Source organism: Polaribacter sp., assembly GCF_049276715.1.
Classification (GTDB): Bacteria; Bacteroidota; Bacteroidia; order Flavobacteriales; family Flavobacteriaceae; genus Polaribacter.
Genome location: NZ_JBASWY010000033.1, coordinates 15,506 through 30,824 on the forward strand (window position 1 = coordinate 15,506; position 15,319 = coordinate 30,824).

A 15,319-nucleotide genomic window follows, 5' to 3' on the forward strand; every position below is an offset into this window, starting at 1 on the left:
AAATATTATAAACTCTGAATTTATTTCAGAGTTTTTTTATGCTCTATAATCTGATATATTTTATTTTACCAATCATAATTTTTATGAGCATCTAGCTTAATAAATATAAAAAGTAAGATTGTGAAACCCCAAAGAGAAGAACCTCCGTAACTAAAAAATGGCAGAGGAATGCCAACAGTAGGTAAAAGTCCAATAACCATACCTATATTTACTATTACATGAAAGAATATGATAGAAGCCAGGCCATAGCCGTAAATTCGTCCAAATTTATTATTATGTGTTTCTGCCAAATAAATAATTCTATACATTAGTAACATGAATAAAATTATGACAAAGGTGCTCCCAAGAAAACCCCATTCTTCTCCAACTGTACTAAAAATATAATCTGTATGTTGTTCTGGTACAAAATCGCCTTGAGTAATATCTCCTTTTAAAAACCCTTTTCCTGAAAAACCTCCTGAACTAATTGTTAATTCTGATTGATACGAGTTGTAACCAATATTTTTATTATCAGTTTTTATACCTAAAAGAACCTCAAATCGATCTCTATGATGTTGTTTAAAAATATTATTGTAAGTATAGCTAGTTCCTAAAACAAAAAATGCAACAACAAAATAAATACCAATGATTTTATGCCAATTGAATCTTAAAAATCTTTTTCCACTTTTGTAAATTATATAGGCTACGATTATAGAGATTATAAAGAACAGTGAAATTAACATTGTTATAGTTCCGAAAAATATTGTAAGTATAAATAAAATGATAAAAGTAATACCAAATAATATATAGTTAAGTGTTAGCCCCTCTCTATTAAGCACAAAAAAAAAGGACAAATAAATTAACGCAGAACCTGCATCTGGCTGTAATGTAATTAAAATCGCAGGGAGAAAAATAATAATAAATGCTTTTATTTGATTTTTAACAAGCTTTAAATTGTATTGTCTATCACTCAACAATTTTGCTACAGCTAAAGCTGTACAAGCTTTTACAAATTCTGATGGTTGTAGGCCTAAAGCTCCAAAATTAAACCAAGATTTTGCGCCATTTATCTCTTTTCCAAAAGGAAATAAGAGTAACAAGGAAAAAATAGAAATTATATAAAATATACTTGCGTATTTTTCATAGAATTTTGCATTGAAAAAAAGAATTAAAACGATTAATGGAATCGTAAAACAGATAAATACAAGTTGTTTGCCATACTTTGTAGAAAAACCAAGCATTTCTATATCAGCTTCTGTTTTAGAGGCTGCAAAAATATTTATCCAGCCAAATCCAATTAAAACAGTATAGATAAAAACTAAAATCCAATCTACACCTGCAAAAATATTATTTCGTTCCTGACGCAATTTCTTGAGGTTTTGGTATTTGTTTTGCGTAAATCTCTTGCAAACTCATATTCAACATATTTAGTTCTCTATAACTGTTTGCTTTAGAGATGAATCCATTTATGTACTTTTCAATAATTAAACTTGTAATTGGAGCAGCTATAGTTGACCCATATCCACCATTTTCTACAAAGACAGCTAAAGCTATTTTTGGGTTATCTTTTGGTGCAAAAGCGACTAAAATAGAATGATCTTGTAACTGTTGTTTATAGCCGTCTACAATAATAAAATTTTCTGCAGTTCCTGTTTTACCACAAATTTCGATGCCTTTGACTTGACTCCATCTTCCAGTTCCTGTTTTAAAAACTTCTTGCATAGCTTCTATAACTGGTGTAAAGTGCTCTTTGTTTATTGTGGTTTTTTTTGCAACTGTATAATTTGGATTATCAATAGTTTTCCTATCAATCCTCTTTACAATATGTGGTGTAAAAAAGAAACCTCTGTTTGCAATTGCAGCTGTAAAATTTGCAAGTTGTATAGGGGTTGTTAAAATTTCTCCTTGCCCAATAGCATTAGATATAATAGAAGATCCATTCCATCTATAGTTTAATCTTTTGTTGTAATAGTTTCCATCAGGTATCAATCCTCGAACTCCAGCTGGTAAATCGTAACCTAAAAAATCACCTAGGCCAAAACTGCTAACATGTTTATACCAATTGTTTAAACCTTCTGTTGGGTTTTTATCTTTCTCTACGATTCTTTTATAAGTGTTTGAAAAATAACTATTACAAGATCTAGCGATTGCTGTTTTTAATTTAATAGGTTGTCCATAAATATCGCAATGACATTTCATAAATTCACCTTTTCTGTTACCATAACTATATCCTCCATAGCAGTAAAAAGAAGTATTTGTATTTATTACATTCTCTTGTAAACCCACTAGAGCATTCATCATTTTAAATGGAGATCCAGGGGCATAAGCTGCTAGTAAACCTCTATCATAAGAAGGTTTTGTAATAGAATCATTAAATAAAATAAAAGAGTTTTTAGATCTTTTTCTACCCACTAACATATTTGGGTCATAAGAAGGGGAAGTTACTAATGCCAAAATTTCTCCAGTAGAAGGTTCAATAGCTACAATTCCTCCACGCTTTCCTTCCATCAGTTTTTGAGCATATACTTGCAACTCTATGTCTAATGTTAATGTTAAATCTTTTCCGTTTTCAGGGAGTGTGTCCTTGGCACCATCTTGAAAAGAACCAGTAACTTTGTTAAATCGGTTTCGATTTAAGTACTTTTTTCCTTTTCTGCCTCTTAAAATATCTTCGTATTGTTTTTCAACACCATCTTTACCTTCTAATTCTCCTTGCTGATAGTATTTGCTTTTTCTCGCTTTTTCTTCATTTACTTCTCCTATATAACCTAAAACGTTTGCAGCTGCTTTTATTGGATAATTTCTTATAATTCTTTTTTGAATGTAAAAGCCTTTGTATTTATGAAGTTTTTCTTGTAAATATGCAAAATCTTGTTTGGCAAGTTGTTTCAAAAAAACTGAAGGTAGATAGGAGGCATAATTTTCTGCTTTGTTAAATCTTTTTAAAAAATCGTCTTTTTCAATTTTTAAAAGTTGACAAAATTCTATGGTATCAAGAGGTTTTACTTGATCTGGCTGAACCATAACATCGTAAGAAAGTTGGTTTGCAACTAATAACTTCCCATTTCTATCATAGACATATCCACGTTCAGGATAGTCGAATTCGATTTTAACAGAAGCATTATTTAAAGGATCATAACTATCACCTTTAATAATTTGAAGCTGAAATAACCTTCCAATAAAAATTAATCCTATTAGCGTAATTAAAAAATAAAGTAAAAAACCTCTTTGCATCATTCGCTTTTCATAAAAATATAAGTTCCTAAAAAATATAATAACAACGTAAATATACTAGAACATAAGGTGTTTAATAATACGCTAGTTATATTATAGTAGCTAAAATTAGCAATAGAAAAGTATATTAGGTGATGTATTACTGTTAAAGTTACTACATAATTAAAAACTTTTCCAAAAGGCTCTGATTTTATTTCAAAAAAAGGATAATCTGCAGGAACTTTTTTAAAATAGATTCTTACAAAAAACAGTCTCAAGTAAGCAATTAGCAGAACTGAAAAAGCATGAATACCTCCAGAATCAGAAAAAAAATCAATAAAAAGACCCAATAGAAAACAATAAAACAGGAATGGAAATCTGTTCTCTTTTAAAGGAAAAGCAAATACAAATGCGATATATAAATAAGGATTTATAAAATCTAAAAATAGAATATTATTTAACACAAAAACCTGCAAAAAAAGCAGGAAAAAAAATAGGTAAACCATTTTTAATGGGTTATTCATTTTGTGTCTCTAGAGATTTTATTTCTTCTTTATCTAAATTTTTAACCACATATATAAAGCCTAAATTGCTCATATCATTAAATAAAGTAACATCTACTTTATTGTCGGCAGTATTTCCTTTGTTTATTTTTGATATATAGCCAATCAAAATTCCTTCAGGAAAAATTGTAGATTTCCCACCGGTTTCAATAGTATCTCCAATTTTTAAAGGTGCTTGTCTAGGTATATCCGAAAGTTGTACAATATTATAATCTTTACCATTCCAACCTAAAGAACCAAAATAATTGCTGTTTTTTAAACGCGCATTAATTTTACTATTTTTATTTAATATTGATTGAACTCTAGTATAATTTTTAGAGCAATTATCTGTAATACCAATAATTCCTTTACTACTAATTACAGCCATTTCATGCAGAATTCCTTGGTTTTCGCCTTTATTAATTGTAATAAAATTAAAATCTTTAGAATAACTATTGTTTATAATTTTTGCGTTGGTAAAGGTATATTTTTGTTGACGATTATAGGATAAAGAATCTACGACAACTGAATCAATACTATTAACTTGTGAAAAGTTGCTTTCCAGTTTATTTTTTAAAAGTGTATTTTCTTCAACTAAAATTTTGTTTTCATACTTTAAATTCCAGTACTCAGAAATATTGGTTGCTTGAGAATAAAGACCTCCAGTTATAGAGTTTGCAGAATTTACAAACTTACTTTTGTGAAAATTAAGATTGTTAAATGTTAAAGCTAATGCAATAAATTCTAACAATAGAAAAAACAAGAAATATTTAAATTTTTGGAAAAAATAGATGATTTGCTGCATTGCTAAAACTTAAGAATGCTAATTCATTAATACATTTTTATATTTGTTAAGTTCTTTTAAAGCAATACCTGTTCCGCGAACTACAGCTCTTAAAGGATCTTCTGTAACATAAACTGGCAAATCTGTTTTACGAGACAAACGTTTGTCTAAGCCTCTTAACATAGAACCACCACCTGCTAAATATATGCCAGTATTATAAATATCTGCAGCTAATTCTGGAGGTGTTTTAGATAAAGTTTCCATCACAGCATCTTCAATTCTTAAGATAGATTTATCTAAAGCTTTTGCAATTTCTCTATAAGAAACTTGTACTTGTTTTGGTTTACCACTTAACAAATCCCTTCCTTGAACTAACATTTCATCTGGTGGAGTATCTAAATCTTCAGTAGCAGCACCAACTGTAATTTTTATTTTTTCTGCAGTAGTTTCTCCAACATGCAAATTATGTTGTGTACGCATGTAATACATAATGTCGTTCGTAAATAAATCTCCAGCAACTTTTACAGATTGGTCACAAACAATACCTCCAAGTGCAATTACAGCAATTTCTGTTGTACCTCCACCTATATCAATAATCATGTTACCTTTTGGCTCCATAATATCTATACCTACACCAATTGCAGCAGCCATTGGTTCGTAAATTAAGTAAATTTCTTTGGCATTCATGTGTTTTGCAGAATCTCTTACAGCACGTTTTTCAACTTCTGTAATTCCTGAGGGTATACAAATAACCATTCTTAATGCTGGTGGAAATAATTTCTTTTTGATTGATGGAATTTGCTTTACAAACTCTTTAATCATTTCTTCAGATGCTTGGAAATCTGCAATTACACCATCTTTTAAAGGTCGAATTGTTTTAATATTTTCATGCGTTTTTCCTTGCATTAAGTTTGCTTCCTGACCAATAGCTATAATTTTGCCAGTAGTTCTGTCTCTAGCAACAATGGAAGGGCTGTCAATAACCACTTTCCCATTGTGTATTATTAACGTGTTTGCGGTTCCTAAATCAATCGCAATATCTTCCGTCATAAAATCAAAAAAACCCATAAAATATTTTTCTTGTTTTGAAGTGTGTAATCTTACAAATTTACTAAAATTAATCTTGTAAATCAGTTAAATTAATTAATGTTTAAAATGTCTTGTTCCTGTTATTACCATCGATAAATTATTGGCATTACAATAATCGATGCTTAGTTGATCTTTTATAGATCCTCCAGGCTGAATTACGCTTTTTATACCAGCTTTATCTGCAATTTCAACACAATCTGGAAAAGGGAAAAATGCATCACTTGCCATCACTGCACCATTTAAATCAAAACCAAAATTTGTTGCTTTTTCAATGGCTTGCCTTAAGGCATCAACCCTACTGGTTTGCCCAGTTCCACTTGACAATAATTGATTGTTTTTTGTGAAAACAATGGTATTTGATTTTGTGTGTTTACAAATTTTAGAGGCAAATAATAAATCTTTTAACTCACTTTCTGTTGGTTTAGCATCTGTAACATACGTTAAATCGGCTAAAGTATCTGTTTTTGAATCTTTATCTTGAACTAATAATCCATTTAAAGCAGTCCTAACGTTTTGAACTGGTAATTCTGTGCTTTTCTGAACTAAAATAACTCTGTTTTTCTTTCCTTTTAAAATCTCCAAAGCTTCATAAGAATAACTTGGGGCAATAACCACTTCACAAAAAAGTTGGTGAATTTCTTCTGCAGTTTCTGCATCAATTTCTGTGTTTGCAATTAAAACACCACCAAAAGCAGATACAGGATCTCCTGCTAAAGCATCTAAATAAGCTTGTTTTATAGTTTTTCTTTGAGCAAAACCACAAGCATTATTGTGTTTTAAAACCGCAAATGTTGGGTCTTCTCCAATAAATTCATTCATTAAATTCACTGCTGCATCAACATCTAACAGGTTATTGTAGCTTATTTCTTTGCCATGTAATTTATCGAACATAGCATTCAAGTCTCCAAAGAAATATCCTTTTTGATGAGGATTTTCTCCATATCGTAAAACCTTAGAAGTAGTTTCACTTGCTTTATAAACTATTTCATCTTCATTAAAATAATTAAAAATAGCAGTATCGTAATGAGAAGAAACATTAAAGGATTTTGCAGCAAATTTCTTTCTTTGCTCTAAAGAGGTTTCTCCATTGTTTTTTGATAAAATTTCTAAAAACTCACCATATTGTTCCATTGATGAAACTGTAAATGTGTCTTTAAAGTTTTTGGCAGATGCTCTAATTAAAGAAATTCCTCCAATATCAATTTTTTCTACAATATCTTGTTCAGAAGCACCTGAAGCAACTGTTTTTTCGAACGGATATAAATCAACAATTACCAAATCTAATTGCGGAATGTTATATTCTTCCATTTCAGCAACATCACCTTTATGATCTTGTCTATTTAAAATTCCTCCAAAAACTTTTGGGTGTAAGGTTTTTACTCTGCCACCTAAAATTGATGGATAAGAAGTTACTTCTTCTACTGGAATTACATTAATTCCTAGTTCTTTTATAAATTTTTCGGTTCCTCCTGTAGAGTAAATTGTTACATTTAATTGGTTTAATTTCTGCACAATTGGTGCTAAACCATCTTTATGAAATACAGAAATTAATGCAGATTTAATTGTTTTTGAAGTGCTCATTTGTTGTAGTATTGTTAAGCATACAAAACTACGTAATCATCAAAGAAATCACAATAAAAAGATAGTAACAAAATAGGGGAGTAGTTAACAAGTTAAATTATAAAATAGTAGCAACTTGCTTACAAACGTATTCCAATAATTCTGTGTCTTTTTCTGTAAACGTATTTGCAGTATGAGAATCGATATCTATTTGCCCAATATTTTCTCCATCAACAAAAATAGGAATAACTATTTCAGATTTTACTTTCCAACCACAAGAAATATAATTTTCTTGTTCAGAGACGTCTTGAACAACAAAATTTTGGTTACTTACTGCAACTTGCCCACAAATACCTTTACCAAAAGGAATTATAGTGTGCTCTGTTGGTTCTCCAGTAAATTGAGCTAATTTTAATTCTTCTTTAGATCCATTTCTAAAATAAAAACCAACCCAATCATAATAAGAAATTTCACTTTCTAAATAATCACAAATTGATTGTAATTTTTCTTCCTTCGATTTCTTACTTCCTATAATTACATCTATATTTTTTGATAAAGCTGCTACATTCATGAGTTAAATTTTTTGCAAAAATAAATCAAAAATTCTGCTTTTATTCTAAATGAAACCACAAAAAAAGGATGTGATTTTTTTTAACATAATATTAATTTATCTTATTGTAAATTTGCAAAGTAATAATGAAACAGTTTTTAACTAAAATATCGTCACTTTCCTTAGCATTTTTAGTGCTTTTATCTACGTTTTCTTTTACTGTAGATAAACATTTTTGTGGAGATTTTTTGGTAGATGTTTCCATCACTGGAAAAAGTGATAATTGTGGCATGAAAATGGACAAAGTTTCATCAACCAAAAAGAAAAACTGTTGCAAAGATGAAGTGCAAAAAATTGAAGGTCAAGATGAACTTCAAATAAATAAAGTTGAGAATATCACTTTCGAAAATCAGCAGTTTTTAATTTCTTTTATTAACTCTTACCAAATATTATTTATAAATTTTGATGAAGAATTAGATTTTTACAAAGATTTTTCTCCACCAGATATTCCCTTAGATTATCAAGTTCAATACCAATCTTTCTTAATTTGATTTAATTTTTAATGTTCAAAATTCATCTATTTAGATGGTTAATGGAATTTATTAAAAATTAAAATCAATAAAAACATGAAAAAATATTTTATAAATAGTTTCTTACTATTTATGCCATTCATTCTCTTATCTCAAACAACTTTTAAAGGAATGATTATGGATAAAAAAAACCCTAAAGATAATTTAGGTGTAGAAGGTGCAACTGTTTTTTGGCTAAACACCAAAATTAGTGCAATAACAAACGAAAAAGGTTGGTTTACAATTGATTATAAGCCAGAATATAAAAAATTAGTAGTTAGTTATTTGGGTTATAAAACCGACACAATTATCATAAATAGTCTAGAGCCTATTCATCATTTTTTAACATTAGAAAGTAATTTAGAAGAGATTACTATTAAAAGTAAAAGAAATGCAGTTCAGAAATCTTCTCTATCAACAACAAATATGTTTACGGTAAATGCAGAAGAATTATTAAAAGCAGCTTGTTGTAATTTGGCAGAAAGCTTTGAAACAAATCCATCTATAGATTTAAGTTTTTCGGATGCTTTAACTGGTACAAAACAAATACAAATGTTGGGTTTAACAAGTCCTTATTTGTTAATTACACAAGAAAACATTCCTGCAATTAGAGGTGCAAGTCAAGTTTTTGGACTCACTTTTACACCTGGAACTTGGGTAGAAAGTATTCAAATAACCAAAGGTGCAGGTTCTGTAGTAAACGGTTTTGAGAGTATTTCTGGTCAAATAAATGCAGAATTGGTAAAACCGTTAACAGACAATTCGTTCTTTTTAAATTTGTATGGCTCCCAAATGGGGCGTTTTGAAGCAAACACCCATTTTAATAAAAAAGTCTCAGAAAAATGGAATACAGGTTTGTACATTCATGGTAATTATACAGGGCAAAAATTCGATCAAAATAAAGACAATTTTTTAGACATGCCTTTGTCTAACCAAATAAATGTAATGAACAGATGGCAATTTACAGATGCAGAAAAAGGTTGGGTAAGTTTTATAAATGTTCGTTTTTTAAATGATGAAAAACAAACAGGAGAAATTGATTTTAATCCGGCCGTTGATAAAGGAACAACAAATCATTGGGGAAGCGAAATTGATACAAAGCGCTTTGATGCATCAGCTAAGTTAGGTTATGTTTTTCCAGAAATTCCTTATCAAAGTATTGGTTTTCAAATGGCGTATAGCAATCATCAACAAGACTCTTATTTTGGTTTAAATGTATACGATATTCAACACGAAAGCGTCTATTCAAACTTGATTTTTAATTCAATTATTGGTGATACTCGAAATAAATTTAAAACAGGTTTAAATTTCACATATGATCGTTTTGATGAACTAGTAAACACTTCTAATTTTGATAGAAAAGAAAATTCTTTAGGCGCTTTTTTTGAGTATGCTTTTGATAATTTAGATAATTTTAGTTTAACAGCAGGTGTGCGAATCGATGCTCATAATTTATTAGATACTTTTATAACGCCACGTTTGCATTTAAGATATGTTCCTTGGGATAAAGGAGTTTTAAGAGCCTCTGTAGGTAGAGGAAAAAGAAGTGCTAACATTTTTGCAGAAAATCAGCAATTATTTGCAAGTTCTAGACAAATTAATATTGATGATGTAGGTGGAAATATCTATGGATTAAACCCGGAAATTGCTTGGAATTATGGAGTATCCTATCTTCAGAAATTTAATCTATTTGATAAAAAGGGTGATGTGACTTTTGATTTTTATCAAACAAATTTCGAAAATCAAGTGATTGTAGATTGGGAAAATCCGCAAGAAGTTTCTTTCTATAACTTAAATGGAAGAAGTATAGCAAATAGTTTTCAGTTTGAGGTAAATTATGAGTTGGCAACCAATTTAAATTTAAGAACGGCTTACAAATATTTTGATATTACTACAGATTATAAAAGTGGCAATTTGCAAAAACCGATTCAGCCGCAAAACCGATTTTTTGCAAACCTTTCTTACGAAACAGAATTGACAGAAAAGGAATCTCAATGGCGTTTCGATTTGACTTTTAATAGTATTGGTTCTCAACGTTTGCCAAATACAAGTTCAAATCCTGTGCAATATCAATTACCAGAAAATTCTCAGCCCTATCAGTTATTAAATTCACAAATAACCAAAGTGTTTTCAAACAAATTTGAAGTTTATGTTGGGGGAGAAAACCTAACAAATGTTCAGCAGAATAATCCTATTTTAGCAAGTGATGATCCTTTTGGACCGAATTTTGATACTACAATAGTGTATGCACCCATTTTTGGACGATCAATTTATGCAGGATTACGATTTAAAATAAAATAATCCTTTTAGTGGAATTTTAAATAAAATAATAATGAAACATTCTGTCATTCCTGCGAAAGCAGGAATCTCAAAAAAATAAAAAAGGAGAATTAATAACAAGATTCCTGTCTAAACAGGAATTATAAAACTAAAAAACAAACAAAAATGAAAAAATTTATATTAGCAATCGGTGTACTAATGATTGGTTTTACAGCACAATCACAAGAAGTAAAAAAAGATAAAAATGCAAAAGTTTCGATGAAAGTTGATGGAATTTGTGGAATGTGTAAAAAAAGAATAGAAACTGCTGCTTTAAAAACAGTAGGTGTAAAGTTTGCAATTTGGAGTGTAGAAACGCATCAACTAAATTTAATAATGGATGAGCGTAAAACCAATGTTTCTAAGGTTCAAGAAAATATTTTAAAAGTTGGTCATGATATTTTATTAGAAAATGATAAAAAACTAGTTGCCAAAAATGAAGCTTATAATTCTGTGCATCCTTGCTGTAAATATAGAGATGAAGAAATTGTTTTAGATCACGAAGGTGGTCTGAAAAAACAAAAGAAAAAGAATTAGTATGAAACATATTTATACTGTTTCTGGAATGACTTGCAATGGATGCAAAAACTCCGTTGAAAAATCGCTGTTATCTATAGAAAATGTAGAAAGTGTTTCTGTTGATTTGGAAAAAAAAGAGGCAGAAATTAAAATGTCAACCCATATTTCAGTGGATGACTTACAAAAAGTGTTATCAGAAAAATTTACGATTACAGAAAAAAACGAAACAAAGGAAATTCTTGTAGTTGATTTTAAAGAAGAACAAAAATCTGAAGTTCAGCAATTGTTTCCATTGTTTTTAATCTTTGCTTTTATAACAACAGCCTCTATTTTAATAAATATAAATCCTTGGAGTACAGAAGAATTTATGCTCACTTTTATGGGTTTGTTTTATGTGGTTTTTAGTTTTTTTAAATTGTTAGATGTAAAAGGATTTTCTACAAGTTTTCAAATGTACGATCCTTTAGCAGAAAAAATTCCTACTTATGGATTCATTTATCCTTTTATAGAATTGACTTTAGGTGTTTTTTTCTTAATGAGATTTCAAATTTTATCAGCATTAATTATCACTTTAATAATTTTAGGAATAACCACAATTGGAGTTACAAAATCTTTATTAGATAAAAAATCAATTAAGTGTGCATGTTTAGGTTCAGTTTTAAATTTACCAATGACAAAAGCTACTTTTATAGAAAATACGATTATGATTTTAATGGCAATTTTTATGATTTTTCAATTTATTTAAATTGTAATAATAGTAAAAGTAAAAAATCCGTTAGAAAATTTTCTAACGGATTTTTTTATTTTGATACATCTCCATAAAATTTCAAGAAAAGAGAAAGGAGAAAAAGATGTATCTATGGCGATTCGCCATTACATCATTCCTGGCATTCCACCACCCATAGGCATTGAAGGTGCATCTTCTTTGATATCAATTAAAGCACATTCAGTAGTTAAAATCATACCAGCTACAGAAGCAGCATTTTCTAAAGCAACTCTTGTTACTTTTTTAGGGTCTATAATTCCAGCCTGCAGCATGTCTACATACTCATCAGTTTTAGCATTATAACCAAAATTCTTTTTACCCTCTAAAACTTTGTTTAAAACTACAGAACCTTCACCACCAGCATTTTCAACAATAATTCTTAGAGGCGCTTCTATAGCTTTATTAATAATTTGCACTCCTGTTGTTTCATCTAAATTGTCTGTAGCTAATTTTTCTAATGCTTTTTTTGCGCGTACTAAAGCAACTCCACCACCAGCAACAATTCCTTCTTCAACAGCAGCTCTTGTAGCATGTAAAGCATCATCAACTCTGTCTTTTTTCTCTTTCATTTCTACTTCAGATGCAGCACCAACATATAAAACTGCAACACCACCTGCTAATTTAGCTAAACGTTCTTGTAGTTTTTCTTTATCATAATCTGATGTAGTAGTTTCTATCTGAGCTTTAATTTGATTTACTCTTGCTTTTATAGCAGCAGCATCTCCAGAACCATTTACAATTGTAGTATTATCTTTATCAATTGTAACTGTTTCTGCAGTACCTAGTAAATCTAAAGTTGCATTTTCTAGAGAAAAACCTCTTTCTTCAGAAATTACAGTTCCACCAGTTAAAATTGCAATGTCTTCTAACATAGCTTTTCTTCTGTCTCCAAAACCTGGAGCTTTTACAGCAGCAATTTTTAACCCTCCACGTAATTTATTTACTACTAAAGTAGCCAATGCTTGTCCATCTACATCTTCTGCAATAATTAATAAAGGTCTACTAGATTGTGCAACTGGCTCTAAAATTGGAAGAATTTCTTGTAAGTTAGAAATCTTCTTATCAAACAATAAAATATAAGGATTGTCTAAATCTGCAATCATTTTGTCAGCATCTGTAACAAAATAAGGTGATAAATAACCTCTATCAAATTGCATACCTTCTACAACATCCACATAAGTTTCCATTCCTTTTGCTTCCTCTACAGTAATTACACCTTCTTTACCAACCTTGCTAAATGCAGTAGCAATTAGTTCGCCAATTGTATCATCATTATTTGCAGATATTGCTGCAACTTGTTTTATTTTATCAGAAGAATTACCAACTTTTTGTGCTTGTTTTTCTAAATCTGCTACAATTGCAGCTACAGCTTTATCAATACCGCGTTTTAAATCCATTGGATTTGCACCAGCAGCCACATTTTTTAAACCTTCTTTTACAATTGCTTGTGCAAGAACAGTTGCAGTTGTAGTTCCATCGCCAGCCAAATCGTTGGTTTTAGAGGCTACTTCTTTAACCATTTGAGCTCCCATGTTTTCTAGAGCGTCTTCTAATTCTATTTCTTTTGCTACAGAAACTCCGTCTTTTGTTACTGTTGGTGCACCAAAAGATTTAGAAATAATTACATTTCTTCCTTTAGGACCTAAAGTTACTTTTACTGCATTTGCAAGTGCGTCCACTCCACGTTTTAAGCCATCTCTAGCTTCTATATCAAATTTTATATCTTTTGCCATACTTTTAAGTTTAAGGTTCCAAGTTTAAAGTTTAAAGTTTTTCACTCGGAACAAATATTTGTTTTTATTTTTTTTCGGTCAGTTTTTCTTCCTTTTGGGAAGGTTAGGATGGGCTAGATGATTGCTAAAATATCAGATTCACGCATCATTAAGTAATCTGTACCTTCCAATTTTAAATCAGTTCCACCATATTTTCCATATAAAACTGTATCACCAACTTTAACTGTTAAAGGCTCGTCTTTTTTTCCATTACCAACTGCAACTACAGTACCTTTTTGAGGTTTTTCTTTTGCATTATCTGGTATAATTAATCCAGAAGCTGTTTTTGTTTCTGCTGGAGCAGGTTCTACAAGAACTCTGTCTGCTAACGGTTTAATGTTTAATCCCATTGTTTTATAAATTTTGACCTGTACTTAAACAGGCAGGTTAATTAAATTAATGTTTACTTGCAGTAAATAGGCAGAAATTATGCCAATTAATTTAAACTGACATATTTTCGGAGATTGATTTTTATGATAAATTTTGAGCATAAAAAAATGCCAACGTGTCATTTACGTTGGCATTTTTAAATTTTTATGACTAAAAATTAGTTAATAGTATCGTTTGTAGCTGGTACTGTATTTTCTGCAGGAGTTGTAGCTTCTATACCATCTAAAGTATTATTTAAATTTACATCATTTGAACCTGCTCTTGGAATTGCAATATTTGATAATAAAATTAATGCAAACATAGCTATTGCTAGAGTCCAAGTTGTTCTGTCTAAAAAGTTGTTTGTGTTTTGCACACCACCTAAAGATTGTGCTCCTCCACCTCCAAAAGAAGAAGATAAGCCTCCACCTTTAGGATTTTGTACCATAACAATTAAGATTAAAGCGATGGCTATAATCAAAATTAAGATTAAAAATGCTGTATAACTCATTATTTATGTTTTTGTAAAATTTGTATTCTTTTAATTTGGTCTGCAAAGAAACCACTTTTTTCTGGATATTTCAAACTTAAAATTCGATAAGCTTGAATAGCATTTTCAAACTTATTTTGCTCTAAATAAACTTTAGCTAAAGTTTCTGTCATTAAAGAGGAATCTTGTTGATTTTTAGAAATAGAAATCACAATGTTTTTGTCTTTTGAAAGTGGTTCTATCTTTGGGTTATTTTGAATGAATTTCTCTATAATTTCTTCTTTTTCAGAGATTATTTTAGGCGATATTTCTTTTCTTGTAATCGGTTTTTTTGAAGATAATTGAAGCCACTCATTAAAAGAATAATTTTCTGTTTTTGAGAAAATAATTGGTTTGCCTTTTTCTAAGCCTTGCTCAGCTTTTTGAACATCATCTGCTATTACAGTTTCATTTTTATGAACAACTATTACTTTTTCTTTTTCTAGTTTAGGAATTATTTCTGCTATTTCTGTTTTGGTTTTTTCCTTATTTTGGTTGCTTATTTCTGTAATAAAATCGAATAAAACTGCTCTATCATTTGTATATGCAGCAGTAATTTTAAGTTCTTTATTGTATTTGAAACTATCGTTATTTTTTAACGATTTTAAATATAATGCTCTAGCTGATTGAAAATATGGAAACTCATCAACAATAGATTTTAATTGAGTAGTTTCCACTTGATCAAGTGCTTCTTTGTTTTTTAATATTTCTATATAATTAATTAATTCCAAATTTTTATTTTTTCTTCAAACTTCAAAC

General features: G+C 29.6%; 15 protein-coding genes. 4 read left to right on the forward strand and 11 right to left on the reverse strand.

What is annotated here, in order from left to right; translation table 11 throughout:
- Positions 1–65 precede the first annotated feature (65 nt).
- The 7 genes from rodA to WAO74_RS09305 form a co-directional block, all read right to left on the reverse strand.
- Positions 66–1,346 (reverse strand): rod shape-determining protein RodA, encoded by a 1,281-nt coding sequence (rodA, locus tag WAO74_RS09275; RefSeq protein ID WP_422161480.1) that lies wholly within the window; start codon positions 1,344–1,346, stop codon positions 66–68.
- Positions 1,327–3,213 carry a penicillin-binding protein 2 gene (mrdA, locus tag WAO74_RS09280; protein ID WP_422161570.1) on the reverse strand — a complete coding sequence of 629 codons (1,887 nt, stop codon included), beginning with the start codon at positions 3,211–3,213 and terminating at the stop codon, positions 1,327–1,329. The genes rodA and mrdA overlap by 20 nt, the downstream gene beginning before the upstream one ends.
- Positions 3,213–3,716 carry a rod shape-determining protein MreD gene (gene mreD, locus WAO74_RS09285; protein ID WP_422161482.1) on the reverse strand — a complete coding sequence of 168 codons (504 nt, stop codon included), beginning with the start codon at positions 3,714–3,716 and terminating at the stop codon, positions 3,213–3,215. The genes mrdA and mreD overlap by 1 nt, the downstream gene beginning before the upstream one ends.
- The gene (mreC, locus tag WAO74_RS09290) at positions 3,709–4,539 is read right to left on the reverse strand and encodes a rod shape-determining protein MreC (RefSeq protein WP_422161483.1); all 831 of its coding nucleotides are present in this window, start codon (positions 4,537–4,539) and stop codon (positions 3,709–3,711) included. The genes mreD and mreC overlap by 8 nt, the downstream gene beginning before the upstream one ends.
- 18 nt (positions 4,540–4,557) lie before the next feature.
- A complete protein-coding gene (locus tag WAO74_RS09295; RefSeq protein WP_422161484.1) occupies positions 4,558–5,586 on the reverse strand; it encodes a rod shape-determining protein in 1,029 nt (342 codons plus the stop codon).
- A gap of 75 nt (positions 5,587–5,661) precedes the next feature.
- Positions 5,662–7,188: a bifunctional phosphoribosylaminoimidazolecarboxamide formyltransferase/IMP cyclohydrolase gene (purH, locus tag WAO74_RS09300; RefSeq protein WP_422161486.1), complete on the reverse strand. Its 1,527-nt coding sequence runs from the start codon at positions 7,186–7,188 to the stop codon at positions 5,662–5,664.
- A 97-nt stretch (positions 7,189–7,285) separates the two neighbouring features.
- Complete coding sequence (locus WAO74_RS09305) at positions 7,286–7,738, reverse strand: GAF domain-containing protein (RefSeq protein ID WP_422161488.1); 453 nt, start codon at positions 7,736–7,738, stop codon at positions 7,286–7,288.
- Positions 7,739–7,863: 125 nt separating this feature from the next.
- On the opposite strand from WAO74_RS09305, the gene WAO74_RS09310 reads away from it, so the two are divergent.
- From WAO74_RS09310 to WAO74_RS09325, 4 genes are all read left to right on the forward strand, one after another.
- Positions 7,864–8,268 (forward strand): HYC_CC_PP family protein, encoded by a 405-nt coding sequence (locus tag WAO74_RS09310; protein ID WP_422161490.1) that lies wholly within the window; start codon positions 7,864–7,866, stop codon positions 8,266–8,268.
- Between the two features lie 75 nt (positions 8,269–8,343).
- Positions 8,344–10,587: a TonB-dependent receptor gene (locus tag WAO74_RS09315; RefSeq protein ID WP_422161492.1), complete on the forward strand. Its 2,244-nt coding sequence runs from the start codon at positions 8,344–8,346 to the stop codon at positions 10,585–10,587.
- Positions 10,588–10,731: 144 nt separating this feature from the next.
- On the forward strand, positions 10,732–11,142 hold the full coding sequence (locus tag WAO74_RS09320) for a heavy-metal-associated domain-containing protein (RefSeq protein ID WP_422161493.1): 411 nt from the start codon (positions 10,732–10,734) through the stop codon (positions 11,140–11,142).
- A gap of 1 nt (position 11,143) precedes the next feature.
- Positions 11,144–11,869, forward strand: coding sequence for a heavy-metal-associated domain-containing protein (locus WAO74_RS09325; protein ID WP_422161495.1), 726 nt, complete (start codon positions 11,144–11,146; stop codon positions 11,867–11,869).
- Positions 11,870–11,997: 128 nt separating this feature from the next.
- On the opposite strand, the gene groL is transcribed toward WAO74_RS09325, so the two are convergent.
- From groL to WAO74_RS09345, 4 genes are all read right to left on the reverse strand, one after another.
- Positions 11,998–13,623, reverse strand: a complete 1,626-nt coding sequence (gene groL / locus WAO74_RS09330) for a chaperonin GroEL (protein ID WP_422161497.1) — start codon at positions 13,621–13,623, stop codon at positions 11,998–12,000.
- 113 nt (positions 13,624–13,736) lie between these two features.
- Positions 13,737–14,012, reverse strand: a complete 276-nt coding sequence (locus WAO74_RS09335; RefSeq protein WP_422161500.1) for a co-chaperone GroES — start codon at positions 14,010–14,012, stop codon at positions 13,737–13,739.
- Positions 14,013–14,209: 197 nt separating this feature from the next.
- Positions 14,210–14,542, reverse strand: coding sequence for a preprotein translocase subunit SecG (secG, locus tag WAO74_RS09340; protein ID WP_422161501.1), 333 nt, complete (start codon positions 14,540–14,542; stop codon positions 14,210–14,212).
- Positions 14,542–15,291 (reverse strand): hypothetical protein, encoded by a 750-nt coding sequence (locus WAO74_RS09345; RefSeq protein WP_422161503.1) that lies wholly within the window; start codon positions 15,289–15,291, stop codon positions 14,542–14,544. The genes secG and WAO74_RS09345 overlap by 1 nt, the downstream gene beginning before the upstream one ends.
- Positions 15,292–15,319 lie beyond the last annotated feature (28 nt).

Excerpts from the sequence above, each read along its gene's own strand:
- mrdA (WP_422161570.1), bottom strand. The coding sequence starts at position 3,213 with ATGCAAAGAGGTTTTTTACTTTATTTTTTAATTACGCTAATAGGATTA.
- mreD (WP_422161482.1), bottom strand. The coding sequence starts at position 3,716 with ATGAATAACCCATTAAAAATGGTTTACCTATTTTTTTTCCTGCTTTTT.
- mreC (WP_422161483.1), bottom strand. The coding sequence starts at position 4,539 with ATGCAGCAAATCATCTATTTTTTCCAAAAATTTAAATATTTCTTGTTT.
- WAO74_RS09295 (WP_422161484.1), bottom strand. The coding sequence starts at position 5,586 with ATGGGTTTTTTTGATTTTATGACGGAAGATATTGCGATTGATTTAGGA.
- purH (WP_422161486.1), bottom strand. The coding sequence starts at position 7,188 with ATGAGCACTTCAAAAACAATTAAATCTGCATTAATTTCTGTATTTCAT.
- WAO74_RS09305 (WP_422161488.1), bottom strand. The coding sequence starts at position 7,738 with ATGAATGTAGCAGCTTTATCAAAAAATATAGATGTAATTATAGGAAGT.
- WAO74_RS09310 (WP_422161490.1), top strand. The coding sequence starts at position 7,864 with ATGAAACAGTTTTTAACTAAAATATCGTCACTTTCCTTAGCATTTTTA.
- WAO74_RS09315 (WP_422161492.1), top strand. The coding sequence starts at position 8,344 with ATGAAAAAATATTTTATAAATAGTTTCTTACTATTTATGCCATTCATT.
- WAO74_RS09320 (WP_422161493.1), top strand. The coding sequence starts at position 10,732 with ATGAAAAAATTTATATTAGCAATCGGTGTACTAATGATTGGTTTTACA.
- WAO74_RS09325 (WP_422161495.1), top strand. The coding sequence starts at position 11,144 with ATGAAACATATTTATACTGTTTCTGGAATGACTTGCAATGGATGCAAA.
- groL (WP_422161497.1), bottom strand. The coding sequence starts at position 13,623 with ATGGCAAAAGATATAAAATTTGATATAGAAGCTAGAGATGGCTTAAAA.
- WAO74_RS09335 (WP_422161500.1), bottom strand. The coding sequence starts at position 14,012 with ATGGGATTAAACATTAAACCGTTAGCAGACAGAGTTCTTGTAGAACCT.
- secG (WP_422161501.1), bottom strand. The coding sequence starts at position 14,542 with ATGAGTTATACAGCATTTTTAATCTTAATTTTGATTATAGCCATCGCT.